Annotated in this window: 17 protein-coding genes and 3 pseudogenes; 9 read left to right on the top strand and 11 right to left on the bottom strand. The window is 74.2% G+C overall.

Annotated features, from left to right (window positions below):
- Window positions 1-479 precede the first annotated feature (479 nt).
- Window positions 480-959 (top strand): ATP-binding protein, encoded by a 480-nt coding sequence (locus tag OIM89_RS11840; RefSeq protein WP_264491246.1) that lies wholly within the window; start codon window positions 480-482, stop codon window positions 957-959.
- 15 nt (window positions 960-974) lie between these two features.
- Here OIM89_RS11840 and OIM89_RS11835 read toward each other — a convergent pair whose 3' ends face one another.
- Window positions 975-1991, bottom strand: a complete 1017-nt coding sequence (locus OIM89_RS11835; protein WP_238470832.1) for a GlxA family transcriptional regulator — start codon at window positions 1989-1991, stop codon at window positions 975-977.
- Window positions 1992-2166: 175 nt separating this feature from the next.
- Between OIM89_RS11835 and OIM89_RS11830 the strand changes: the two genes are divergently transcribed.
- Window positions 2167-3375 carry an MFS transporter gene (locus OIM89_RS11830; protein ID WP_151170400.1) on the top strand — a complete coding sequence of 403 codons (1209 nt, stop codon included), beginning with the start codon at window positions 2167-2169 and terminating at the stop codon, window positions 3373-3375.
- An 802-nt stretch (window positions 3376-4177) separates the two neighbouring features.
- On the opposite strand, the gene OIM89_RS11825 is transcribed toward OIM89_RS11830, so the two are convergent.
- Entirely contained in the window at window positions 4178-5359 is a 1182-nt protein-coding gene (locus tag OIM89_RS11825) for a flavin-containing monooxygenase (protein ID WP_264491245.1), read from the bottom strand.
- A gap of 259 nt (window positions 5360-5618) precedes the next feature.
- Between OIM89_RS11825 and OIM89_RS11820 the strand changes: the two are divergent.
- Both OIM89_RS11820 and OIM89_RS11815 read left to right on the top strand, forming a co-directional pair.
- Window positions 5619-6521, top strand: a pseudogene (locus OIM89_RS11820) (GNAT family N-acetyltransferase); the annotation flags it as partial.
- Window positions 6522-6720: 199 nt separating this feature from the next.
- Window positions 6721-7161, top strand: coding sequence for a peptidoglycan-binding domain-containing protein (locus OIM89_RS11815; protein WP_151168444.1), 441 nt, complete (start codon window positions 6721-6723; stop codon window positions 7159-7161).
- A gap of 113 nt (window positions 7162-7274) precedes the next feature.
- Here OIM89_RS11815 and OIM89_RS11810 read toward each other — a convergent pair whose 3' ends face one another.
- Together OIM89_RS11810 and OIM89_RS11805 are read right to left on the bottom strand one after the other, a co-directional pair.
- On the bottom strand, window positions 7275-7949 hold the full coding sequence (locus OIM89_RS11810) for a pyridoxal 5'-phosphate synthase (RefSeq protein ID WP_264491244.1): 675 nt from the start codon (window positions 7947-7949) through the stop codon (window positions 7275-7277).
- Between the two features lie 349 nt (window positions 7950-8298).
- The gene (locus OIM89_RS11805; RefSeq protein WP_023417711.1) at window positions 8299-8946 is read right to left on the bottom strand and encodes a TetR family transcriptional regulator; all 648 of its coding nucleotides are present in this window, start codon (window positions 8944-8946) and stop codon (window positions 8299-8301) included.
- A gap of 622 nt (window positions 8947-9568) precedes the next feature.
- Between OIM89_RS11805 and OIM89_RS11800 the strand changes: the two are divergent.
- Window positions 9569-11943: pseudogene (locus tag OIM89_RS11800) on the top strand (PQQ-binding-like beta-propeller repeat protein).
- 155 nt (window positions 11944-12098) lie between these two features.
- Window positions 12099-12653 (top strand): hypothetical protein, encoded by a 555-nt coding sequence (locus OIM89_RS11795; protein WP_030700059.1) that lies wholly within the window; start codon window positions 12099-12101, stop codon window positions 12651-12653.
- Window positions 12654-12689: 36 nt separating this feature from the next.
- On the opposite strand, the gene OIM89_RS11790 is transcribed toward OIM89_RS11795, so the two are convergent.
- The 4 genes from OIM89_RS11790 to OIM89_RS11775 all read right to left on the bottom strand — a co-directional run bounded on the left by OIM89_RS11790 (window position 12690) and on the right by OIM89_RS11775 (window position 17245).
- On the bottom strand, window positions 12690-13220 hold the full coding sequence (locus OIM89_RS11790; protein ID WP_175458064.1) for a GNAT family N-acetyltransferase: 531 nt from the start codon (window positions 13218-13220) through the stop codon (window positions 12690-12692).
- 29 nt (window positions 13221-13249) lie between these two features.
- Window positions 13250-13624 carry a VOC family protein gene (locus OIM89_RS11785; protein WP_030699307.1) on the bottom strand — a complete coding sequence of 125 codons (375 nt, stop codon included), beginning with the start codon at window positions 13622-13624 and terminating at the stop codon, window positions 13250-13252.
- Window positions 13625-13846: 222 nt separating this feature from the next.
- Window positions 13847-13990 carry a hypothetical protein gene (locus OIM89_RS11780; RefSeq protein WP_175458065.1) on the bottom strand — a complete coding sequence of 48 codons (144 nt, stop codon included), beginning with the start codon at window positions 13988-13990 and terminating at the stop codon, window positions 13847-13849.
- Window positions 13991-14224: 234 nt separating this feature from the next.
- Complete coding sequence (locus tag OIM89_RS11775) at window positions 14225-17245, bottom strand: AfsR/SARP family transcriptional regulator (protein ID WP_030699308.1); 3021 nt, start codon at window positions 17243-17245, stop codon at window positions 14225-14227.
- Window positions 17246-17526: 281 nt separating this feature from the next.
- On the opposite strand from OIM89_RS11775, the gene OIM89_RS11770 reads away from it, so the two are divergent.
- Complete coding sequence (locus OIM89_RS11770; RefSeq protein ID WP_264491243.1) at window positions 17527-18654, top strand: hypothetical protein; 1128 nt, start codon at window positions 17527-17529, stop codon at window positions 18652-18654.
- A 68-nt stretch (window positions 18655-18722) separates the two neighbouring features.
- Window positions 18723-19361, top strand: a complete 639-nt coding sequence (locus OIM89_RS11765; RefSeq protein WP_030699310.1) for a pentapeptide repeat-containing protein — start codon at window positions 18723-18725, stop codon at window positions 19359-19361.
- Window positions 19362-19517: 156 nt separating this feature from the next.
- On the opposite strand, the pseudogene OIM89_RS29985 reads toward OIM89_RS11765, so the two are convergent.
- Window positions 19518-20159, bottom strand: a pseudogene (locus OIM89_RS29985) (SAM-dependent methyltransferase); the annotation flags it as partial.
- A 361-nt stretch (window positions 20160-20520) separates the two neighbouring features.
- Between OIM89_RS29985 and OIM89_RS11755 the strand changes: the two are divergent.
- Window positions 20521-20988 carry an NUDIX domain-containing protein gene (locus OIM89_RS11755; RefSeq protein WP_047142820.1) on the top strand — a complete coding sequence of 156 codons (468 nt, stop codon included), beginning with the start codon at window positions 20521-20523 and terminating at the stop codon, window positions 20986-20988.
- On the opposite strand, the gene OIM89_RS11750 is transcribed toward OIM89_RS11755, so the two are convergent.
- Together OIM89_RS11750 and OIM89_RS11745 are read right to left on the bottom strand one after the other, a co-directional pair.
- A complete protein-coding gene (locus OIM89_RS11750) occupies window positions 20982-21980 on the bottom strand; it encodes an ester cyclase (RefSeq protein WP_030699313.1) in 999 nt (332 codons plus the stop codon). The genes OIM89_RS11755 and OIM89_RS11750 overlap by 7 nt on opposite strands.
- 87 nt (window positions 21981-22067) lie before the next feature.
- A complete protein-coding gene (locus tag OIM89_RS11745) occupies window positions 22068-23435 on the bottom strand; it encodes an MFS transporter (protein WP_037665602.1) in 1368 nt (455 codons plus the stop codon).
- Window positions 23436-23623 lie beyond the last annotated feature (188 nt).

Raw genomic sequence — 23623 nt, 5'->3', positions numbered from 1 at the left:
GCTGTGACAGCGGCGTACGCGCCGTGCGGGAGGGGCGCCAGGAGGACCGACGGCACCCCGGCGGAGAACACGTACCGACGGCGTGCGCCGGGGGCGCACGCGGTCACGGACTGTCGATACCGGGTGGTGCCCTCGCCCGCACCCGTCACGGCATGGAGTCACCCGGTCGCTCGGGTACCTTGGGGCGGATGCGAGCGGTACGGCGTCCTCCGACGCGGCCCGGTGGCGCCCACGAGGCGGCCCCGCAGTGCGTCGCGCGCGCCGGTCGCCGGGCAGGGCGAGGCGGGGAAGCCCCGTGTTCGACTCCCCTCGGCACGCGTCGCACAGTATGCAGCACGCGTACTCCTTCGCGCTGGAATATGCCCGAAGCGCTTGTTGGGGTGACTGTACGTCAACCATGCTGTCTCTCCGAGGGATCACGTTCCGTGATCCTGTGGAGGCGCGAGGCGATGTGTCCGCCGGTTCGGATGGTGTGAGCGGTGCAGGTGCTTCAAGTTCAGCTGGAGGTCGGGGCCGATCCCGCGGAGGTCGGGCGGGCCCGCAGATGGGCCCGTTCCCGGCTCACGGGTCCCGGTACGGGGGTCGACGACGCGCTCGCCGACACCCTGATCCTCATCGTGTCCGAGCTGGTCACCAACGCGGTGGTGCACACCGGCTCCCCGGCCGTGCTGCGGATACAACTGCCCGCCGCGCCCGGCTGTCCGCCCGGCACCGTCCGGGTCGAGGTCGCCGACGCCAGCGCCCACCCGCCGCTCCAGCGCCACGCGGACCGCGAGGAGACCAACGGCCGCGGCCTGGAACTGGTCGACGGCCTCGCCGACCGCTGGGGCTGGCAGCCCGAGGGCGAGGGCAAGCGCATCTGGTGCGAGATCGATACGCACGCCCCCGCCCCGGCCGCCGCCTACGAGGCCGCCGTGGCGCCGGAGATCCAGGGGTTCGCGCTGCCGCAGGGGCTCTGACCCGCCGGGCCGGGCTCAGCCCCGGCCCGGCCCGCCCGCGTCCGCCGCGCGGAAGGTACGCCGGTACGCGGTCGGGGTGACGCCGATCGCCGCCTGGAGGTGCTGGCGCAGCGACTGGGCCGTGCCGAAGCCGGAGTTGCGGGCGATCCGCTCCACCGGCAGGTCGCTGGTCTCCAGCAGTGCCCGGGCCCGCTCCACGCGCTGCTGGACCAGCCACTGGCCCGGACTGAGCCCCACCTCGTCGCGGAACCGCCGGGTGAAGGTCCGCACCGACATCGACTCGCGGGCCGCCAGCTCGCGCAGGCTGATCGTCTCGTGCAGCCGGGAGAGCGCCCACCGGCGGGCGGCCGCCGTGGTGGAGGCCCGCGGCTCGGGGACCGGGCTGCGGACGTACTGGGCCTGGCCGCCGTCGCGGTGGGGCGGCAGGACGGTGCGGCGCGCCACGTCGTTGGCGACGGCCGCGCCGTGGTCGCGGCGGACCAGGTGCAGGCAGAGGTCGAGGCCGGCGGCGACCCCGGCCGAGGTGAGGACCGACCCGTCGTCGACGAAGAGCACGTCCGGGTCGAGCCGTACGGCGGGGAAGAGGCGCCGGAAGACCGCGGTGTACCCCCAGTGCGTGGTGGCCGGCCGCCCGTCCAGCAGCCCCGCCGCCGCCAGCACGAAGGCGCCGGTGCAGATCGAGACGAGGCGGGCCTCGGGACGTACCAGGGTCAGGGCGGAGGCCAGTTCGGCGGGGAGGACGCCCTCCCCCAGGAGCGGGCCCAGTTCGTGGGTGGCCGGGATCAGCGCGGTGTCGGCGGTGGCCAGTGCCTCGGGGCCGTGCTCCACCCTCACCGTGTAGTCGGCGTCGGTGCGGACCGGGCCCGGCTCGCGGACCGAGCAGGTCACCACCTCGTACAGGGGGCGGCCCGCGGCGTCGCGGGGGAGGGCGAAGATGCGCTGGGGGATGCCCAGTTCGAAGGTGAGGACACCGTCCAGGGCGAGCACCACGACACGGTGCGGCCGTGGCGGGGCGGGGGTGGCGGGCTCCATGGCCCGATCGTAGCGAAGGCTGTCCTCCGGGCCACTCGAAGCGGTGGGGAGGCGGGCCGATGCTGGGCCGGTGAGAGCTGACCCGCATCCCCGGACCCCCGTACGAGGCACCGGTGTTCCGGCCGCCCCCGAGGGGCCGCGTCCGCCCCGCCGCCGTGTCCACCGGGCCTGGTGGGTGGCGGCCACCACCTTCCTGACGATCGTCGGCGCCGCCTCCTTCGCCTCCCTGCCCGGGCTCCTCATCGACCCGCTGAACGAGGAGTTCGGCTGGTCGCGCGGGACGATCGGCTTCGCCGTCTCCGTCAACCTCGCGCTGTACGGGCTGACCGCGCCGTTCGCCGCCGCCCTGATGGACCGGTTCGGCATCCGGCGGGTCGTCGCGGTCGCCCTCGCCGTGATCGCCGCCGGGGCCGGGCTCACCGTCTTCATGACCGCCGCCTGGCAACTCGTGCTGTTCTGGGGCGTGCTGGTCGGGCTCGGCAGCGGGTCGATGGCACTGGCCTTCGCCGCCACTGTCACCGACCGGTGGTTCCGTGCGCGGCGCGGGCTGGTCAGTGGGGTGCTCACGGCCGCGGCCGCGTCCGGGCAACTGGTCTTCCTGCCGTTCCTCGGCTGGCTCGTGACCGAGCACGGGTGGCGGCCCGCCTCCGTCACCATCGCGGTGTCCGCGCTCGCTGTCGTTCCGCTGGTGTGGCTGCTGCTCCGCGACCATCCGGCCGATGTGGGGCTCGCGCCGTACGGGGCGCGGGAGTTCGTGGCCAAGCCCGCGCCTGTGAGCGGGGCCGCGCGGCGTGCGGTCGCCGTGCTGGGGCGGGCCTCGCGGACCGGGACCTTCTGGCTGCTCGCCGGGACCTTCGCGATCTGCGGGGCCTCCACCAACGGGCTGGTGAAGACGCACTTCGTGCCGGCCGCGCACGATCACGGGATGGCGGTCACGGCTGCTGCCTCGCTGCTCGCCGTCATCGGGGTGTTCGACGTGGTCGGGACCGTGGCCTCGGGGTGGTTCACCGACCGGTTCGACTCCCGGCGGCTGCTCGCCGTCTACTACGCGCTGCGTGGGGTGTCGCTGCTCTTTCTGCCGATGCTGCTCGCTCCTGATGTGCGGCCGCCGATGGTGTTCTTCATCGTGTTCTACGGGCTCGACTGGGTCGCTACCGTGCCGCCGACCATGGCGCTCTGCCGGGAGCGGTTCGGGGAGGACAGTGCGATCGTCTTCGGCTGGGTTCTCGCCTCCCATCAGGTGGGGGCTGCGGTTGTTGCTTTCGCCGGGGGCGTGGCCCGGGATCTGTTCGGGTCGTACGACGTGGTCTGGTATGCCTCCGGGGGGTTGTGTGCGGTGGCGGCTCTGCTTGCCTTGATGATCCGGGTGGGGCGGGGCCGGTAGCCCTTGGTTGGGCTCCGGCCCGGTTGGGCTGTCCTTTGGCTGGGCGGCGGTTCGCCCGTGCCGGTCAGGGGGTGGGGGCCTCAAGCGCCGGCCGGGCTTGGTTCGGTTGCGCTGTGGCTGGGGTTCGTCTCTGCCTGCCCGCCTTGACCCTGCGGGTTACCGATTGGCCTCAAACGCCGGCCGGGCTATAGGGATTCGCGGTTCGTTCGCCGTCTGGGTCGGGCGGGGCCGCACCGGGGTACCTCCTCACAAACTGCATGGTGCGGGGTCAGTCGCTTCAAGGCGGCCGTGTGTGCAGTTTGCTGCGGGGGCACCCCGGCACGACCCCGCCCTTCCGTCTCGCCGGCGTCGTCCCGCCGGTGGGAGGAGAAAAGACAGGCCGCCAGCCATTGATCTGTGTGACCAGCTGAAGTGACGACGGTGGTTGCTGTGGAGAGGGCCGGTATCGGTGACGGCCTCATCCTCTCCCCCGGCGGTTGGCCGCGTACGAGACCGTGGGGTGGGGTCGTGCCGGGGTGCCCCCGCAGCAAACTGCACACGAGGCCGCCATGCTCCAATTGACCCCGCACCATGCAGTTTGTGAGGAGGTACCCCGGCGCGGCCCCGCCCCACCCCCGTGCCGGAGAAACCGCGACCCTCACAGCCCGGCCGGCGTTTGAGGCCAATCTTTGACCGGCACGGCGGAGACGGAGCCCGGCAATCAACAGCCTGGCCGGCGCTTGAGGCCGGTCGGTGACAGGGCGCGGCCAAAGACCGGCACCCCCAGACGCGGCGCAGCCACACCCCAGTGAGGCGGGGCGGGTCAGGCCCGGAGGCGGCGGGCCCGGTCGCGGGGGATGGCTCGGGCGGTGCGGGTGGCGGTGCGGGAGAGGTGGTGGAGGGTGCCGTCGGCCGGGTCGGTGAAGCCGGTGAAGTAGAGGCCGGGGGCGGAGGCGCCGGGGGCGGGGGTGCCGTCGGGGGTGAGGAGGTCGAGGCCGTCGAGGAGTTCTTCGAGGCCGCGCCGGTAGCCGGTGGCGGCGATGACGGTGTCCGGGGTGATGCGGCTGCCGTCGGCGAGGACGACCTCGGCCCCGTCGAAGGACTCGACGGCGGCGACCGGCTCGACCGAGCCGACGGCCACGAGCGCGGCGAGTTCCGTGGCGTGGACGGGCGGGCGTCCGGCACGGGCGCGGCTGTAGGGGCCGTCGGAGGGGCGCGGCAGCCCGTGCGCGGACAGGTCGGGCACGCCGATCCGGTGGAGCCGGAACAGGGCGTCGGCGAGCCCGGCCGGGAGACGGCGGGCCAGGCGCGCCGAGCGCTGGGCGGGCCAGCCGAGGGTGGAGCGGCGCAGCAGGTGCGGGGGAGTGCGGACGGCCAGGCGGACCCGGGCCGCACCCCCTTCGGCGAGATCGGCTGCGAGGTCGCAGCCGGTGGCTCCGGCGCCGACGACCAGGATGTCCTGGCCCTCGTAGGGGCGGGCGTCGCGGTAGCGGGAGGCGTGCAGGAACGTTCCCGTCCACCTCTCGCGGCCCGGCCACTCCGGCAGGTACGGGGTGTGGTTCCACCCGGTGGCGACGACCACGGCGCTACCGGTGAGCACCCGGCCCCCGGACGCCTCCAGCCGCCACAGGTCCCCCTCGACCGGGGAGATCCGGGCGACCTCGACGCCGGTGACGATCTCCAGTTCGTGGAACTCCGCGTACTTGTCGAGGTAGCGGACCAGGTCGGCGCGGGAGGTCCAGCGGCCGAAGGAGCGCGGCATGGGGACGCCCGGCAGGGCCGAGTGGCGCCGGGTGGTGGTCAGCCGCAGCCGCTCGTAGTGGCCGCGCCAGGCCGCGCCGATCGCGTCCGCCTTCTCCAGGACCACCGCGCGCACCCCGCGCCCGCGCAGCGCGGCGGCGACCGCCAGACCGCCGGGCCCGCCGCCGATCACGTACACGGGATGCACGGTGTGCGCGGGAGTGGGGGAAGGGGTGGGGAGAGTGAGGGGCTGTGCTTCGGTCATGAGCGTCGAGCGTAGTGATCCCGGCGGGCGGAAACCGGCGGCGACGGCCGAAATCCGTTGCGAATGGGTCACGGTCGTCGATGTGGCGGGACGTATCCGGAAATCGCCGGTGGTGTACGTCAGTTGGTAGGACCAGGTGGGCGCTCGCAGTGGCGCGCCGGGTGAATTTCGGTGGCGGGTGGCCGGGGGCGTTGTGAGGATGCCGGGACCTGTGCGGGCGGGGGCGAGCCGGCCCGCCGGAGACGACGAGGAGCGGCCCATGGGGAGCGACGGCGGTCCGGAGCGGCGTGCGGTGGACGACGGCCCGAACGGGCGCCAGGAGGAGGGTGGCTGGCGGCTCACCGGGTCGCTGGAGGAGTTCCTGACGGCCGGCGGAGCGTACCTGCGGTCGCGGCCGGCCCTGCACACCGTGGCGTTGACGGTTTCGGACGCACTGGGGCGGCGGGGGCTGGACCTGTACGGGGACGAGCCGCCGCGGTTCGGGTGGCGGGCGGTGTCGGGGGAGGTGTCCGCCGTGCTGCTGTGGACGCCGCCGCACGTGCCGATGGTGGTCGGCGGGGACGAGGCGGCCGCGCGGGGGCTGGCCAGGGTGCTGGCCGAGGGAGAGGGGCCCGCGCCCGGCGGGGTCGGGGCGCCGGTGGAACAGGCCCGTGCCTTCGCGGGGGAGTGGGCGCGTACGACCGGGCAGGCGACCCGGCGTACCTTCCGCAAGCGGCTCTACCGGCTGGGTGGTCTGCACCGGCCGGCGTTGCCGCCGGGGCGGGCCCGGAGCGCCGGTGAGGCGGACCGGGCGACGCTGGAGCGGTGGCACGACGGGTTCGCGGCCGACGTGGGGGCGACGGTCGGGCTCGGTGCGGCTGCCTGGGTCGACGCGGGGCTCGCCCGGGGCGGCATCCGGCTCTGGGAGGACGGCGGGCGGCCCGTCGCCATGGCCGTGGCCACGCTGCCCGTCGCGGGCTCGGTCCGCGTCACCACCGTGTACACCCCGCCCGCCCTGCGGGGGCGCGGCTACGCGGGCGCCGTCACCGCCGACCTCAGCGCCCGCGTCACCGCCGGAGGCGACGAGGCCGTGCTCTTCACCGACGTCGCCAACCCGACCAGCAACGGCCTGTACCGCAGGCTCGGTTACGAGCCGCTCGCGGAGTTCGAGGAGTACGCCTTCGGGTCGGGAGGGGTGAGGGGAGCCTCTAGGAGCGTCCCACCGTCTCCCTCGGGCCACCGCGTCCCAGCAGGTCAGGGCGGCTGCCGTCCCGTCCGCTCCGCATCGGCCCGGCGGACGTGGCCGACGGCGGGGCGGCGGCCCCAGTCTGGGCGGAGAGCGGGCCGCCGGGCCGGCTCTCCGCCCAGTGAAGGGAAATCACATGCGTGCCCTGACCAGGACGCTCGTCAGTGTCACCACCGCCGTCGGTATCGCGGCCGGCACCCTCGGCGTGGCCGGGACGGCCGCCGCCGCCCCGGCCGCGCAGCCCTCGGTGAGCGCCGCCGCCGTCGCCCCGCGCGCCGTCAACAACCTCGGCCTCACCTCCGCCGAGGCCAAGAAGGTCCAGCGCGACATCAAGGCCAACTGGGGGTACAAGGGCGCCATCGACGGCCTGCTCGGCACCGAGAGCTGGAAGGGCATCCAGCGGCCGCTGAAGAAGTACAACGGCTACAAGGGGAAGATCGACGGGATCGTCGGCAAGGAGACCGTGAAGGCGCTCCAGCGGCTGCTGAAGGCCCGTTACGGCTACACCGGTGCCATCGACGGCATCGCCGGCTCCGGCACCAAGGCCGCCTTCAAGCGCCTCGCCAACCAGATCTGACCTCTCGCACAGAGACACGTTCACGCGCCCACACACACGCGCCCACACGGGTACGCACCGGAGGACCGGCCTCGCCCGGCCGCCTCCGGTGCGTACGTGTGCGCGGGGGCGGTTCACGGCCACAGGAGGTGCTTGGTCCAGGTGTTCGTGTCCGGTGACGGGCGGCGGTAGGCGAGGCGGCGGTGGCGGCGGGCGGGGTCGTGCTGCCAGAACTCGACCTCGGTGGCGGCCACGATGTAGACCGTCCACTGCGGTACGTCCCGTTCCGGGTCCGCCTCGGCGGCGCGCCACGCCGCGCGGGAGGCGTCGGCCAGTTCGTCGAGGGAGGCGAGGGGGGCGCTCTGGTGGCCGGTCAGGGCCGCCGCCAGGGCGCCGGTGGAGCGGGCGTGCAGGTCGGCGCGGGACTCCTCGGGGGAGGCCGGGAAGACCGGGCCCCGGATGCGGATCTGGCGGGCTCGGGCAGGCCAGTAGAAGCCGAGGGCGGCCTTGGGGGTGGCCGCCAGGTGGTGGCCCTTGCGGCTGTCGGAGCGGGTGGCGACGCGCCAGCCTCGTGCGTCCGCGCCGCGCAGGGTCACCGTTCTGACGTCCGGGGCGTTGTCGGGGTCCACCGTGGCCAGGGACAGGGTGTGGGGTTCCGGCTGGCCTGCCTCCGTCGCTTCCGCGAACCAGGTGACGAACAGGGGGAGGGGCTCCGCCGGGGTGCCCGCAGGGTCGAAGGCCGGGGGGTTGTTCTGCGCCGGGTGCTGCTGGCGCAGCAGGGCTTCCAGGGTTTCTGCCGGGGTGCTCATGGGGGCATGGTTGCCCATTCGCTTGGGGTGCGGTCCGGCGGTTCGGCCTCGGGGGCCGGGGTGGGGTGGCCTCAAGCGCCGGCCGGGCTGTTTTTGGGCTGGGCTTCGGTTTGGCCGTGGCGGTCAAAGATGGCCTCAAGCGCCGGCCGGGCTGTGGTGTGGGCCGGGCTTCGGTTTGGCCGTGGCGGTCAAAGAGTGGCCACAAGCGCCGGCCGGGCTGTACGTGGTGCCTCATGCCACGACGGCGTCCCGCCCGGGTGGGCGGGACGCCGTGTGCAGACAGGACGGGGGGCGGGGCGGAGCGGGGGGAGGTGAGGGAGGAGGACCGTTTCCGCTGGGGTGGGGCGGGTTACTTCGTGGGCTTCTTGCCGGTGACGCCGAGGTGGACCAGCTGGGCCAGGTTCGGGCGGAGGTCGGCCTGTTTGACGCCCCAGGTCTGGAAGCCTTTGAGCTGGGAGGTGACGCCCGAGAGCATGACGACCAGGGCGCCGGAGACGGCGGCCGGGTTGATGTCCTTGTCGACGCGGCCCTTCGCCTGGAGCTCCTTGATGGAGCCGGTGAGCGGGGTGGTCGCGGAGTTGAGGATCTTCAGGCGGAGCTTGGCGAACCGCTTGTCGCCCTCCGCCGCGCCGAGGTCGACCACGCGGAGGATCGCGTCGTTCTTCTTCCAGAAGTCGAGGAAGTCGTCGACGAAGTCCTGGGCGGTCTGCCAGCCGGCCTTCCCGACCCAGCTGCGCCCTTCCAGGACTTCCGACAAAGAGCCGCTTTCCGAGGCCATTTGTTCGGCGATCTCCAGCACCGCCCCTTCGACATCGGGGAAGTACTGGTAGAAGGTCGCGGGTGATGTTCCGGCCTTGCGGGCGACATCGATGACTTTGACGTCCCGGTAAGGCGACGAGTTGAGCATTTCGCTGAGGCAGTCGAGCAACTTCTGACGTGTCGCCTGACCGCGTCGCCCGGCCACGCGGCCGTCGACGGTGCGTACTTGTCCTGTCATGCTGTCAGCTTACCGACGGCCGAACAGAGCGCGATTCGGTCGACTGCAAATGGGGTCGGGCCAAGGGAAATGGCCTTCGTGAGGGGGTAAAGGGGCCCGCGAACGGCTCCCGAATATGGCCCTCGTATTGCGCTCGGACGCTTATTCGGCAGGGGTGCGGGGGTGGCGTGCGGACTGTTGTCCGGGGGATTGCCCGCGCCTTGCGGCGGTGTCGTCGCCTTACCTTCCCGGGGTCGCGCGGGCACCTCGGGGACGCCGTTCGCTGGGCCGAACGAGTGGTGCGCGGGGCCGGGCGGCGCGTACCGGTGGCGGGGGCGCGCCGTCCACAGGTTGTGGACGAGGTGGCGGGGGCTGGCGACGGGTGGCGGCTCGGTGCCACCCCCTTCGCCACGCTGGTGGCATCCCCGGGTAGCGGGCATGGTGGGATGCGGTGGGGGCGGGGGGCGGTCGGCGTGCCCGGTTCGTAGGGGATCATGGCGAGACATCCCGGTTCCGCACCGGGTTCGCCACGCACCGCCCGGCCAGCAACAATCGGGGGGCGTACCGCCGGGGGCGGTGCGGTGGGTGAGACGCTGCACGGGACCGTCCTGAAGGGCGGTCCGTACGGGGAGGTGGGCAGGTAGTGGTGGAGCAGCTGACGCAGCACGATCCGAGACGGATCGGACCGTTCGAGGTGCTGTCGCGGCTCGGGGCCGGCGGTATGGGCCTGGTGTATCTGGCCAGGTCGGCCTCGGGACGCCGGGTGGCGATCAAGACCGTCCGCACCGAGCTGGCCGAGGACCAGCTGTTCCGGGTCCGCTTCACCCGCGAGGTCGAGGCCGCGCGCGCCGTCTCCGGCTTCTACACCGCCGCCGTCGTCGACGCCGACCCCCGCGCCCCCGTCCCCTGGCTCGCCACCGCCTACGTACCGGCGCCCTCGCTGGAAGAAATAGTGAACGAGTGCGGGCCGCTGCCCGCGCCCGCAGTGCGCTGGCTCGCCGCCGGCATCGCCGAGGCGCTCCAGTCGATCCACGGTGCCGGGCTCGTCCACCGCGACCTCAAGCCGTCCAACGTCCTGGTCGTCGAGGACGGCCCGCGCGTCATCGACTTCGGCATCGCCTCCGGCGTCTCCAACACCCGGCTGACCATGACCAACGTCGCCGTCGGCACCCCCGCCTACATGTCGCCCGAGCAGGCCAAGGACTCCCGCAGCGTCACCGGCGCCAGCGACGTCTTCTCGCTCGGCTCCACCCTGGTCTTCGCCGCCACCGGCCACGCCCCGTACCACGGCGCCAACCCGGTCGAGACGGTTTTCATGCTGCTCCGCGAGGGGCCCGACCTCGAAGGGCTGCCCGAGGAGCTGCGGCCGCTCATCGAGTCCTGCATGCAGATGGAGGCGCCGCTGCGCCCCAGCCCCGCCGACCTCCAGGCGCAGCTCGCCCCGCACCTCTTCGGCTCCGGCAGCGACGACAGCGGCACCGCCTCCGCCTGGCTGCCCGAGTCCGCCGTCGGCCTCATCGAGGAGCGCCGCGGCGGCCGCGTCGCCGTCTCCGCGGGGAACCGCGCCCGCCCCGCCGTGCCCCCGCCGCCCCCGCGCCGGCCTCCGGTGCCGCCCCCGCCCGCGTACACCCCGGACGAGCAGTCCCCCGAGCCGGTCTGGCCCGGTGACGGCGCCCCCCACGGCGGCCCCGTCCGGCTGGCCGGGCTGCCGGTGCCGATCGGGCCCGGCCCGCGCGTCGCCGACAGCAAGGCGGCAGCCCGCCGCGCCGCCCCGCCCGGCGGGGGCCTGGCCGCCTCCTGGTCGCGGGGGCCGCTGCGCCCGGCGGGCCCGCCGCGCCGCCGGTGCCGGCCGTGCCGCCGCCGACCGCGCCGCCGGACGCCGGGCCCGCCTCCTGGCGGCCGTGGCGGTTCCGCATGTCCAACGACGTGTGGGGAACCCCGACGCTCGCCGGGGACCTCGTCTACGTCACCTCCTTCGAGGTGCACGCCCTCGACGTGGCCACCGGCCGCCGCCGGTTCAAGACCCGCGACGTCGCCTGGTCGATGGCGGTGGCCGACGGCCGCATCCACGCCTCCGACGGGCCGACCCTCTACGCCCTGGACGCGGCCGACGGCTCCGACCTGTGGCGGATGCCGACCGACGCCTGGGTGTACTCCCTCAAGGCCGACCGGGGCACCGTCGTCACCGGCACCCGGGGTGGCGGCGTCCAGGCGTGGGAGGCGGCCAACGGCGAGAAGCTGTGGGAACTGACCGGCGCCCAGACCGACTTCGAGACTCCCGAGGCCGGCCCGGTCGTCCACGACGGCACCGTCTACGTCTGGCAGGACGCCCGGCTGCGCGCCCTGGAGGCCCGCACCGGCCAGGAGCGCTGGTCGTACCCGATCGGCGACGCGGCCTCCTGCGGCGGCGTCCCGGTCCGGCTCACCCAGGCGTCCGACGGGTACGTGTACGTGGCGGCGGGGACCCGCGCGCTCGCCATCGACGTGCTCGGCGGCCATGTCCGCTGGCACTTCGAGTCGCCCGCCGTCTTCCTCTCCCCGCCGGCCTTCGCCCCCGGCCCGGCCGTCACCGGCGGCGGCGTCTACCTCACCGACTACCTCGGAACGGTCTACGCCCTCGACGCCACCGACGGCCGCGACCGCTGGCGGATCGCCACCGAGGCCCGCTCGGCCACCGAACCGGTGCTGGTCTCCGGCGGCCACGTGCACGTCGGCAGCGGCAAGGGGCTGTACACCCTGGACGCCGTCACCGGCACCCCGAAGTGGCGGTTCCAGGCGGGCGGCGAGGTCATCGGCTCGCCCGTCGCGGCCGGCGGCCGCATCCACTTCGGCTCCGCCGACCACTGCCTCTACACCCTCGACGCGGCCGGCGGCCAGCTCCGCTGGAAGCTCGCCACCGGCGGCGAGATCACCGGCACCCCCGTCGTTCACGGCAACGTGGTGTACGCGTGCAGCAAGGACCGCTGCGTCTACGCGCTGGACGCGGTCAAGGGGACGGGGACCGCGCCGAGGCCATGATCCGGACAACCTTGTCCGCGTTCGGTCAAGGCTCGGTAAAGGTCCCGTCGCAGCCCTGTCCCCGGTGGCCGCCCCGGCGGCGGGCGCCGCTAGCGTGAACTCCCGTACGGCGCCGGGGTACGGGCGCGTGGCCAGGGGAGACACGGGGGCTTGAGATGGGACGACACCTGCGCTTCGGGGCGGTACTGATCGTGGTGGTGCTGGCGCTGACCGGCTTCTCCACCGGGAGCAGCAGCGGCAAGAGCGGTTCCAAGAGCAAGAGCCGGTCGTCGTCGAGCTCGGGCGGCGGCTGCTCCAGCTCGAAGAAGAGCAACGACACCTCGCACGGCTCCGGTTACCGGGGCGGCTACCGCGACACGCACCAGGACGACACCTCCTCGTCCTCCTCCGGCGGCTCCTCGTCCTCCACCACCACCGACCAGGTCACCGTCACCGTCGTGGACTGCGCAGGGCCCGGCCGCACCAAGCGCGCCAAGGCGGACACCACGGCGGCGCTGCGCGTGACCTCCCACTCCACGGCGGGCGACCTGAGCGTCAGCCTCGCCCTGCACTTCGAGAACGCCGCCGGTTCCACCCTCGACAGCCCCACCACCAAGCTGCGCGTGGCCCCCGGCGAGACCCGCACCGTCACCGTCCGCATGACCAACCCGCGCAAGGCCGCCCAGGTCCGCGACTGCGAGGTCGACCGGGTGACGGCGGTGACGGTCTGACGCTGCGGCGTACGTGAGGAGCCCGCCGGGTGCCGCTCAGGCCCCGGCGGGCTCCTTCGTCCGCTCCCAGCGCCGTTCCCCGTCCTGCCAGTGCGGGGTCGGCCGCAGGCCGGCGGCCGAGGCGACCGCGACAGAGGCGGCGTGCTCCGGGTGGACGTGGGCGACGACGGTCGGCACGCCGTGGCGCAGGACCTCGGCCACCAGGGCCTTCGCCGCCTCGGTGGCGACGCCGCGGCCCTGCCAGGCGGTGCCCGTCACCCAGGCCAGCTCGGCGACCGGGCCCGGTCCCGCCGTGACCTGCACGGTTCCCACCAGGGCGCCGGCCTCGCGCAGCCGCACCGCCCAGTTGGCCCATACGACCCGCGGGTCGGGGGAGCCGGCCGCCCAGCGGGCGTACCGCTCCCGCAGGGCCGGGGCGTCCAGCGGTTCGCCGCCGATGTAGGTGTGGAGGGCCGGGTCGGCGAGGACGGGGGCCAGTTCGGCGGCGTGGTCCGGGTGGAGGGGGAGCAGGTCGAGGCGGTCGGTGCGCAGGGGGCGGGGGGTGAAGGCGGGGGAGCGGTCGGGCACGTGGCTCACTTTCGGGCGGGCGGGGTGGGTCAGGCGGACCGTTCCGCGGCCGAGGGCTCCACGCAGAACTCGTTGCCCTCCGGGTCGGCGAGGACCGCGAAGCCGCGCCCGTCCGGGCGGCGCCGGTCGTCGACCAGGCGGGCGCCGAGGCCCAGCAGGCGGGTGACCTCCTCGTCCCGGGTGCGGTCCTCGGGCTGGAGGTCGAGGTGGACGCGGTTCTTCAGCGTCTTGGTCTCGGGCACGGTGACGAAGAGGAGGGCGGCGCCCTCGGTGTGGACCAGGGCCTCCGGGTCGCCGGGGAAGTCCTCGTCGGAGATGCTCCCGCCGAGCACCTGGGCCCAGAACTGGCCCTGGGCGTAAGGGTCGTGGCTGTCGAGGGTGATGTGGCGTACGCGTGAGGTCATGGGGGCACGGTGGCGTAACGGCGCGTGTCGCGCATCTGGTTTTCGGGCCGGCCGTGCCCGGACGCACGTCGGCCGCGACGGCTCCCCCTCCGCGCCGCCGCGGCCGATCCCCCGTGCATTCCCCCCGTGACTCCCCCCGTTCCTCCTCCCCCTGAAGGTCCGCGGCTCCCCCCGGGCCGCGGACCCGCACCCCCGTGCGGGGAGGAGGACGTGTGAGGAAGGTCAGACCTCTTCGCCGGTGGCGTGGTCGTCCTGCGGCGTGGCGCCCGTGGCGTGGTCGTCGAGCGGCTTCGGCTCCTTGACGCCCGTGGCGTGGTCGTCCAGGGGCTTGACGACGGTCGGGTCCTTCTTCTTCTCATCACTCATGCGGGACTCCATGTCCTGATGTCCTGAACGGTCCGGGTCTGCCTCCGGCCGGGGCCGGAGAGGGTTCCGCCCGGCGCCTCCCCCGAGGACGCCGGACAGAACCCGGGCCACCCGCGCGGGGCGGCCTCGGCCGATCCGCCTGCCCCCCGACGCGACGGATCGATACGGGGAGCATGGCGGAGGCCGATAAACGTTCGATGAACGTGGTTGCACACTAGAACAGGTGACTGACAATCACTGCGGCGCGCGGGCGAGCAGCTCGCGTACCTCGGCCGCTTCCGGCCTGCTCAGACGCTCGTACACGCCCAGTGCCTCCGTCCAGCAGGCGCGCGCACGGCCTTGCTGGCCGAGGGCGAAGAGCGCCTTGCCGAGGACGGTGAGGACGTTGCCGCGCCGCCAGTCGCCGCCGATGCCGCGCAGTCGCACGAGGGCCTGTTCGGCGAGGGTGGCGGCCTTGGCGGGCCCCCCGGTGTCCAGGGCGATCTCCGCCATGCGGAAGAGCGTCATGCCCTCCCAGAGCGGCTGGCGGTTCTCCTGGAAGACCGGCAGCGCCCCGCTGAGCTGGTCCACCGCCTCCTCGTGGCGGCCGGAGGCGGCGAGGGCGAGGCCGAGCGCGTACATGGCGTTGGCCAGCCGCCAGGTGAGGCCGACCTCGTTGTAGATGGCGAGGGCGCGTTCGGCGAGGGCGACGGCCTCGGCGTGCTCGCCGTTCTGGAGCAGGACGCGGGAGAGGTTGCTGAGGGCGCTGGCTTCGCTGGGGCGGTTGCCGTCGGCGCGGAACTCCTCGATCGCGCGGCCCAGATAGGCGCCGGCCTCGGTGTGCCGGTTGTGGTAGATCGCGACGATGCCCCGGATGTTGGAGGCGTAGCCGCCCGCCACCGGGTCGCCGGCGGCGGCGCTCAGCCGCATGCCGTGGTCGGCCTCCTCGTCGGCCTGGGCGAACTTGCCGGTCAGCCGGTAGGAGTGGGCGAGCGTGGTGCGCGCCCTGGCCTGGGCGAGCAGGTCCTCCTGCTCCTCGGCGGCGGCCAGCGCCACCGCGGCCACCTGCTCGTACTGGCGGGCGTCCGCCCCCGACTCGGCCAGGTCCTTCGCCGCGAAGAGCAGGTCGACGGCGCGCCGCAGCGTGGCGCCCCCGGCGTGCTGGCGTACGCAGGCCAGCAGGCAGGACGCCTCCCGGTACAGCCAGTCCCAGGCCGCCGTGCGGTCGGTGAAGGCGAGGCCCGGCACCTCGGTGGGGGCCAGGTGGGCGTGGAGCTGGTCGCCGGGGCGCTCCAGGGCGTACACGCCGGCGGCGGTCGCCAGGTAGAAGTCGAGGAGGCGGGAGAGGGCGGCTGCCTGCTCGGGGCCCTCGTCGCGCTCGGCGCAGGCGCGGGCGTAGAGGCGGACCAGGTCGTGGTAGCGGTAGCGGCCCGGGGCGGCGGACTCCAGGAGGCTGGTGTCGACGAGGGATTCGAGGAGGTCCTCGGTGGCGTCGGCGTCCAGGTCGAGCAGGGCGGCGGCGGCGGCGAGCGAGATGTCGGGCCCGTCGGCGAGGCCGAGCAGCCGGAAGGCGCGGGCCTGGGCGGGCTCCAGCTGGCCGTAGCCCAGCTCGAAGGTGGCCTTGACGGCGAGGTCGCCGGCCTGGAGTTCGTCGAGGCGGCGGCGCTCGTCGGCGAGCTTGGCGGCCAGCACCGAGACCGTCCAGGTGCGCCGCGAGGCGAGCCGGGAGGCGGCGATGCGGATGGCGAGGGGGAGGAAGCCGCAGGCGGCGACGACGTCGAGGGCGGCCTCGCGCTCCGCGCCGACGCGTTCGGCGCCGACGATCCGGGTGAAGAGCTGGAGCGCCTCCTCCGGGGACATCACGTCCAGGTCGACCAGGTGCGCCCCGGCCAGGTCCACCATCCGCACCCGGGAGGTGATGAGGGCGGCGCAGCCTCCGGCGCCGGGCAGCAGCGGCCGGATCTGGGCGGCGTCGCGGGCGTTGTCGAGGAGAACGAGGACGCGGCGGCCGTCGAGGGTGGAGCGGTACAGGGCGGCCCGCTCGTCCAGACCGGCCGGAACGGCCGACTCCGGGGTGCCGAGGGCGCGCAGGAACGAGCCGAGGACCGTCTCGGGTTCGGCGGCGCTGCCGTCGGTGCCCTGGAGGTCGACGTAGAGCTGGCCGTCCGGGAAGGCGGCCCGGGCGGCGTGCGCGACGTGGACGGCCAGCGTGGTCTTGCCGACGCCGCCGATGCCCGCGACGGCGGAGACCGCCATGACCCGGCCGCCGACCGAGCCGAGCGCGTCGCCCAGTTCGGCGACGAAGGCGGCCCGGCCGGTGAAGTCCGGGACGGTGGCCGGGAGCTGGGCGGGCCGCACCGGTGCGGAGGCGGGCTGCTCGGCCGCGGTCTCGGGCTCGGCGAGGGCCGGGTCGGCGGCGAGGATGCGGCTCTGGAGCTCCCGCAGCCCGGCGCGCGGGTCGACGCCCAGCTCCTCGGCGAGCAGGCGGCGGGTGTCGGCGTAGACGGCGAGGGCCTCGGCCTGGCGGCCCGAGCGGTACAGGGCGAGCATCAGCAGTTCGCGCAGGTGCTCGCGGAGCGGGTGGGCCGCGGTGAGCGCGGTCAGCTCGGAGACGGCCTCGGTGTGGCAGCCCTGTTCGAGGTCCATCTCCAGCAGGTTCTCCTGGAGGCTCAGCCGCCACTCCTCCAGGCGGGTGCGCTGGGTGCGGCCGTGCGGGCCCGGTACGCCGGCCAGCGCCTCGCCGTCCCACAGTCCGAGCGCCTTGTTGAGCAGGGCGCGGGCCTGGCACAGGTCGCCGGAGCCGGCCGCCTTCTCCGCCTCGGCCGCCAGCTCCTGGGCGACCGTCAGGTCCAGGGCACCGTGCGGCACGGCGAGCGCGTAGCCGCCGGAGACGCTGGTGAGGTCGCCGGGGTCGAGGACCTTCCGCAGCCGGGAGGCGTACGTGCGGATCGCCGGGAGCGCCTGCGGGGGCGGCTCCTCGCCCCACAGGGCGTCGATGAGTTCGGGGGCGGTGGCGGTGCGGCCCTCGCGCAGCAGCAGCACGGCGAGCAGGGCCTGTTGCTGCGGGGTGCCGGGGGCGAGCCGGTCGCCGCCGCGCCAGGCCCGTACGGGGCCGAGGACGGCGTACCGCATCGCGGAACCGCGGGCTGCGGGGGCGTCCGCCGACCCCGTGCCGTCCTTTGCCGGAGCGATCCGTTCCGAGTCCGGCCCCGGGGGCTGCTCCGGCACGCCGCCGGAGACCGAGCGCTGCTCCGGTACCGGTGCTCCGCCGTTCATCCCGACCCCCTGCGTCCACATCGTCCGCGTCTCTTCGGTCCCGTCCCTGTGCCACGGGGAAACGCAGGGGACAGTCTGCCTTGTCCACTCCGGTTGCGGCAGGCGTGAGAGCCAGCTCTCACAGGGCCCGCCCACGCGCCCCGCGCGGACCGGCCACCCGCGCGCCGACCGGCCGGTGGGCCCACCCCGCCCGGCATATCGCCCCGGTCGTGCTAAAAAGGGCATCCTGCCCGCGCTGGACCGGTCTGAGCTGGAGGTGGCGGGGCCCGGCCCCGGACGTCATGGATCTGCGTTCCGTCGTATCCCTCTACGAGAGTGCCGAGAACCTCGGGGCGCCCGTCGCCTCCGTCCACCTCGACACCACCCACGACGACCGCCTCTCCGCCACCCACATCGAGCACCGCTGGCGCGCCCTCCGTGACGGCCTCGCCGAACACGGCTGCGACGAGGCGACCCTGACCGTCCTCGACAAGGCGGTCGGCGGCGTCCCCGACCTGCCCGGACCGCAGGGCGAGTCGGTCTTCGCCGCCGACGGCCGGCTCCTCGGCGTGCACACCCTCGCCGCACCGCCGCTTCGCGACCACGCCTCGCTGCTGCCGATCCCCGACGCGCTGGCCCTCGTCGTCGACCTCGACCACCAGCTCCCGCACGTCGTCGTGGCCGTGGACGACCACGGCGCCGACGTCGACGCCTTCCCGGTCAGCGCCGAACAGCCCGACACCCGCCGCACCTTCCACGGCTCCACCCTGCACCTGGCCGGGCTGCTGGCCGACGGGCCCGTCACCGGCGTCACCCGGCGTCGCCGTGAGGGCCCCTGGGCCGCCGTCGCCGACCAGGTCGCGCAGGACGTGCTGGCGGCGGTCGGCGAGGTCAAGGCCCGCATGGTCGCGGTCACCGGCGACCCCCAGGCCCTCGAATCGCTCTGCGACCGGCTCTCGCCCGCCTTCTCGGCCCCCGGCGACATCCCGCCCGACCTGGTCCTGGTCACCGGCGGGCGCCCCAGCGGCGGCGACCCCGCGACCCTCGCCGAACTGCGCCGCAGCGTGGACGCCGCCCTGCACGACGCGACCACCGCCCGCCACCGCGCCGCCCTGGAACGGTTCCGCGGCGACCTGGCCCGCCGCCGCGCCGCCGAAGGCGTCCCCGACACCGCCACCGCCTTCGCGCGCGGCCGCGCCACCGCCCTCCTCCTCGCCGCCGACCGCGACCACGACCCGCAGCTGTACGCCTCCGCCACCGACCCCCGCGCGCTGGCCACCCAGGCCCCCGCCCTCGACGGCGACCCGACCGCCTTCGCCGGACAGGCCGGGGCGCTGCTGCTGCGCTCGGCGGTGGCGGCCGGGGCGGAGTTCTCCGAGATCCTCACGCCCCATCAGGTGCCGGACGGGACCGGGGCGCTGCTGCGGTAGAGCGTTCCCGGCACGGCCCGGTGCGGGCTGCGCGGGCGTTGTCGGTGGCCGGGTGTTCAATCGGCCTCATGCCCGCACCCGACCCCGCCTCCCTCCACCCCGAGGACCCCGCCCCCGTCACCGGCGAGACCCTGCGCGGTGACGACTGGTACGGCCGCGACCTCACCGGCCTGACCTACTCCGCCTGCGACTTCTACGACACGGACTGGACGGAGACCACCGGCACCGGCGCCCGCTTCGACCGCTGCACCTTCTCCGGCGTCCGCTTCAACGTCTCCCACCTCACCGCCACCGCCTTCACCCACTGCGAATTCCGCCGCTGCTCCTTCTTCGACGCCCGCCTCGACCAGTGCAAGGCGGTCGGCTCCACCTTCGACGACTGCTCCTTCCGGCTGCTGAAGGTGACCGGCGGCGACTGGTCGTTCACCTCCTTCCCCCGCGCCGACCTGCGCAAGGCGGTCCTGGACGGGGTCCGGATGCGCGAGGCCGACCTGCGCGGCGCCCGCCTGGACGAGGCCGAGGTCACCGGCACCGACCTCTCCGGCGCCCTCCTCGCCGGCGTCAGCCTCACCGGCTCCGACCTGCGCGGCTCCGACCTCACCGCCCTCGACGCCCACACCCTGGACCGCACCGCCCTGGCCGGCGCCCGGATCGACCCGGCGCAGGCGGTGGGGATCGCGGTGGCGATGGGGTTCGAGGTGGCGTGAGACCGCCACCGGGCCGGGCGTCACCCCCCGGCCCGCCACCCCCGCGAAGTGCGGCCCGTCCGGCGCGTACGGGGCGCCCGCGAGGTCCCCGTACGCCTCCCGGAGTGTCAGCCCCGCCGCCGTCAGCTCGGCGGCCAGCGTCTCCGGGGTGAAGTGGCGCACCCAGTTGCAGAAGACCCGGTGCCGGTCGGCCGTGAGGATGTCGTACTTGTCGAGTGAGACGGGTCCGCCGCCCGGCACCTCGTCCTCCGCGTACCGGAAGGTGTGCCGGAAGCCGACATACGGCTCGGGCGACCAGAAGCCGTCCATCAGCCCGGGCGCGTAGGCGCACCCTTCCTCCACCCCGGCGAAAGCGGCCACCGCGTCCACGTCGAGAACGAACGACCCGCCCGGCGCCAGCCGTTCCCGTACGGCCGCGAGGAGGCGGGCGCGCTGGTGCGGGGCGAGGGCGCAGTAGTCCCGCATGACGAGCAGGACGAGGTCGTACCGCTCACCGTCCTCCGCCGCCGCGTCGCCCCACTCCAGGTAGTCGCCCTGGACGTACCGGACCGGCGTCCCCTCCCGCGCCGCCTCGCGCCGGGCGTACGCGAGTGAGCCCTCGGAGAGGTCGATGCCGGTGACGCGGGCCCCGGTCCGGGCCAGCGGTGCCGCGTAGAGGCCGGGCCCGCAGCCGAGGTCGGCGACGCGCACCCCGGGCCGGACCTGGAACTTCTCGGTGAGCCAGGTCAGGGCGCGGGTCACGAAGGAGGCCCGGTACGTCGAGAGGTCCACCGCCGGGTCGAGGTGGGCGGCGAGCATCCGCCCGGCGAGGTGCGGGTCGGTCCACAGCTCGGGGGTGGTGAGGAGCGCGTAGGGCGCGGGGCGGGCGGCGAGCCCGGTGAGGGCGGCGAAAAGGGGGTGCTGGTCGGTCACGGTGACTCCGGTGCGTGCGCGTGCGGCTGCCCCGGCGGGGGTGCGAGGAGCGCACACGGCGGCCGGGGGCGGGGCGGATGCGGAACGTCAGGCGGAAGTCATGGTCCCGAGTCTACGGAACCGGGCCCGCGCACCCGGCGAACGCCCCCCTGCCCCCGGCCGCCCCCGTGCCGCGTCGCCGCCCGCCGCCCTGGCCTCGTACGCTGCCAGGGACGGGCGGCGGCGGTGCGAAGGACGAGGTGCGGACATGGTCAACCGTTTCATCGGCGCGCTCTGGCACCGGCTGCGCGGCCCGCTGCAATGGCGGGTGATGTGGCTGGCGCACGCCACCTTCATGGTCGGCGTCACCGGTGTGGTCCGCGACGACGAGGGCCGCGTCCTCCTCCTCCACCACCGCCTGTGGCGCAAGGACACCCCCTGGGGCCTGCCCACCGGCTACGCCCGCCGAGGCGAGACGTTCGAGCAGACCGTGGTCCGCGAGGTCAAGGAGGAGACGAACCTCGACGTCACCCCCGGCCCCCTGGTCCGCCTCACCAGCGGCTACCGCCTCCGCGCCGAGGCCGCCTACGAGGCCCGGCTCAGCGGGGGGACGCTGCGGCTGGACCCGCGCGAGATCCTGGACGCGGGGTGGTACGCGCCGGACCAGCTCCCGGAGGGGCTGATCGCCTCGCACCGGGAGCTGATCCTGGGGAAGACCCCCGTGGCCCGTCAGTAGATGTTGACCTCGACGTCGCCGCCCTCCTCGCGGCCCGCGTTGATCTGGGCGCGCAGGGCGATCTCGTCGTAGACGCGCACCTCCTTGACGATGCGGCCGTCCTGGACGAGGAACTGCGAGACACCCATGACCGTGACGGGCTTGCCGGTGAGCGGGCCGAAGGCGGGGGTGCCGCGGTAGGTGCCGTGCATGGTCCACAGCACGGCGACGCGCAGGCCGGCGTACCGCTCGGAGGAGTGCGTCTGGACGTCGCGCACCGCGAAGCGGGCGTCGGGGAAGGGGCCGACCATCTCCAGCAGGTCGGCCTGGTAGCGCTCCGGCCGGATGACGGTGCGGTCGCCGATGGTGTGCAGGAAGAGGTCCCGCGCCATGAAGTCGTGGACCTTGTTGAGCCGGCGCTGCGACCAGACCTGGTCGATGAAGTCCAGGACCATCTCGCACTCGGGCCGGAAGTCGTCCGGGCGCGGGCCGCTGACGCCCTCCTTCAGGACGTCCTGCGGCGGGTCCTCGGTCATCGATCCGGTCCAGCCCTGGAAGGTCAGGCCACGGGCGGCCTCGTCCGGGTCGATGCCCAGCTGGAGGCAGTCGGCCAGGTCGTCCCGGACCACCCACTCCTCGACCATCCGGCCGCGCCGGTAGAGGCAGTTGGCGACGGTGCGCTTGCGGACCCGGATGTTGCGGCCGCCGGCCAGGTGCTCGTCGGCGGAGAAGACCAGGTGCGAGCTGAGGAAGGCGTCCTCCCCGCGCGCCTCCCACACCACGTCCTCGGCCTGGCCGACGTGGCCCGGCGAGGAGGCCATCCGCATCGTGCTGCCCTCGATGACCCCGTCCCGCCCGACGACCGTGCCGAGGCTGGCGTGGACGATCGAGTCCGGCTCGTAGTTGTCGACGATGTGGGCGATGTCCCGCGCGACCCAGATGCGGTCGGTCACCTCGCGGATGAAGTCGTCCGGGTCCTTGTAGGGGAGGTACGCGACGGGGTCCAGGGCCATGGTGGTGCTTCCGTTCCAGTGGTGTGAATGCGTATGTACAGAGTGGCTGGGGGAGGGGGCGCCGGGCAAGGGGTGCCGGGCACCGGTTCAGGGGCGCCGAGGGGCCGGGCGGCGGGGGAACTTGTCGGCGCCCAGCTGGCTCCGGTACGTCTCCGTCATGAAGAAGGTGACCACGACGAGGGCCAGGACCGCGCCGACGGCCAGGTAGGCCCAGACGGCGTAGATCGTGCCGAAGGTGGAGACGAGCAGCGTCGCGACGAACGGGGTGATCCCCATGAAGACGGAGAACGAGCTGTTGTACGCGATGGCGCTGGCGCTGAACCGGGTGCGGGTGGAGAAGAGTTCGGCCGCGCAGACCGTGACGATGCCGGTCAGGAAGAACTCCGGCACGAGGTAGATGAGCTGGCTGGCCACGGCGGCCCCGAAGGTGGCCTTCTCGCCCACCCAGAAGGCGAGCGGCACCAGGACGATGCAGGCCACGGCGCCCATGAGGAGCATCGGCTTGCGTCCGATGCGGTCGGAGAGCTTGCCGGCCAGCGGCAGGAAGGGGATGAGGACGGCGATCGAGATGGCGTTGGAGGCCAGCCCCATCCAGCGGGGCAGTCCGAGCGTGTCCGTCAGGTACTGCGGATAGAACGTGACCCAGGTGTAGGAGAGGATCGCCAGCATGATCGAGATGCCGCAGTAGACCAGGATGGGGCGCCACTGGGTGCGCAGCGCCTCGATGATCGGCGACTTGACCACGTCGGTGCCGTCCTCGGTGGCCCGCACGAACTCCGGGCTCTCCTCGATGCGCCGGCGCATCCACAGGCCGACCAGGCTGAGCGGGATCGCCAGCAGGAACGGCAGGCGCCAGCCCCACGAGTACAGGGCCTCGTCGGGCAGCACCCAGCTGGTCAGCGCGGCGACGCCGGCGCCGGCGAGGGTGCCGACGAAGCAGCTGTTGGAGGCGTACGAGGTGTAGTAGGCGCGCCGGTTCGGCTCGGCCCACTCGACGATGAAGGCGACGGCGCCGACGTACTCGCCGCCGGAGACGACCCCCTGCACCACGCGCAGGGCCAGCAGGAGCAGCGGGGCCAGGATGCCGACCGCGTGGTAGGTGGGCAGCACGGCGACCAGCGCGGTGGCCGCGCCCATCGCCACCAGCGACCACAGCAGCGTCTTCCGGCGGCCGAGCCGGTCGCCCCAGCGGCCCAGCAGGGTCCCGCCCAGCGGACGGACCAGGCAGGCGATGGCGATGATCGCGTACGTTCCGAGCACCGCCACGGTCCGGTCGCTCTCGGGGAAGAACGCCGGGGCCATGATCGGGGCCATGTAGCCGTACAGGCCGTAGTCGAACTGCTCGACGAAATTGCCGACGCTGCCGGCGCCGATGGCCCGTCGGATCGCGCTCCGCTTCTCGGCTTCGCCGGGGGCGGACGCGGGGGCGGTGCGGGGTGGCGCTGCAGAGGACATGGCTGCTCCGATCGCGCGGCGGTTAGGGTCTGCATACGTATGAACTAGAGGTGAACCGTAGAGTTCCCCGACGAGCGGCGTCAAGGGTTGGGGCAGGGTGCGGCGAAGGCTGTGCGCGGAGCCGGGCGGAGCTGACGGAGGCGCGCGGCGAACCGGGTGGGGCGCCTCCGTCAGGCGGTTCGGGGTGA

This window comes from Streptomyces sp. BI87 (assembly GCF_025957665.1).
GTDB lineage: Bacteria > Actinomycetota > Actinomycetes > Streptomycetales > Streptomycetaceae > Streptomyces > Streptomyces albidoflavus.
This window is presented reverse-complemented; position numbering and strand designations above follow the sequence as displayed.

What these genes read in the sequence shown, in the direction of transcription:
- OIM89_RS11805 (WP_023417711.1), bottom strand. Translation starts at nt 8,946, where the DNA reads ATGACAGGACAAGTACGCACCGTCGACGGCCGCGTGGCCGGGCGACGC.
- OIM89_RS11815 (WP_151168444.1), top strand. Translation starts at nt 6,721, where the DNA reads ATGCGTGCCCTGACCAGGACGCTCGTCAGTGTCACCACCGCCGTCGGT.
- OIM89_RS11785 (WP_030699307.1), bottom strand. Translation starts at nt 13,624, where the DNA reads ATGACCTCACGCGTACGCCACATCACCCTCGACAGCCACGACCCTTAC.
- OIM89_RS11755 (WP_047142820.1), top strand. Translation starts at nt 20,521, where the DNA reads ATGGTCAACCGTTTCATCGGCGCGCTCTGGCACCGGCTGCGCGGCCCG.
- OIM89_RS11750 (WP_030699313.1), bottom strand. Translation starts at nt 21,980, where the DNA reads ATGGCCCTGGACCCCGTCGCGTACCTCCCCTACAAGGACCCGGACGAC.
- OIM89_RS11775 (WP_030699308.1), bottom strand. Translation starts at nt 17,245, where the DNA reads ATGAACGGCGGAGCACCGGTACCGGAGCAGCGCTCGGTCTCCGGCGGC.
- OIM89_RS11780 (WP_175458065.1), bottom strand. Translation starts at nt 13,990, where the DNA reads ATGAGTGATGAGAAGAAGAAGGACCCGACCGTCGTCAAGCCCCTGGAC.
- OIM89_RS11745 (WP_037665602.1), bottom strand. Translation starts at nt 23,435, where the DNA reads ATGTCCTCTGCAGCGCCACCCCGCACCGCCCCCGCGTCCGCCCCCGGC.
- OIM89_RS11765 (WP_030699310.1), top strand. Translation starts at nt 18,723, where the DNA reads ATGCCCGCACCCGACCCCGCCTCCCTCCACCCCGAGGACCCCGCCCCC.
- OIM89_RS11835 (WP_238470832.1), bottom strand. Translation starts at nt 1,991, where the DNA reads ATGGAGCCCGCCACCCCCGCCCCGCCACGGCCGCACCGTGTCGTGGTG.
- OIM89_RS11770 (WP_264491243.1), top strand. Translation starts at nt 17,527, where the DNA reads ATGGATCTGCGTTCCGTCGTATCCCTCTACGAGAGTGCCGAGAACCTC.
- OIM89_RS11810 (WP_264491244.1), bottom strand. Translation starts at nt 7,949, where the DNA reads ATGAGCACCCCGGCAGAAACCCTGGAAGCCCTGCTGCGCCAGCAGCAC.
- OIM89_RS11825 (WP_264491245.1), bottom strand. Translation starts at nt 5,359, where the DNA reads ATGACCGAAGCACAGCCCCTCACTCTCCCCACCCCTTCCCCCACTCCC.
- OIM89_RS11795 (WP_030700059.1), top strand. Translation starts at nt 12,099, where the DNA reads ATGGGACGACACCTGCGCTTCGGGGCGGTACTGATCGTGGTGGTGCTG.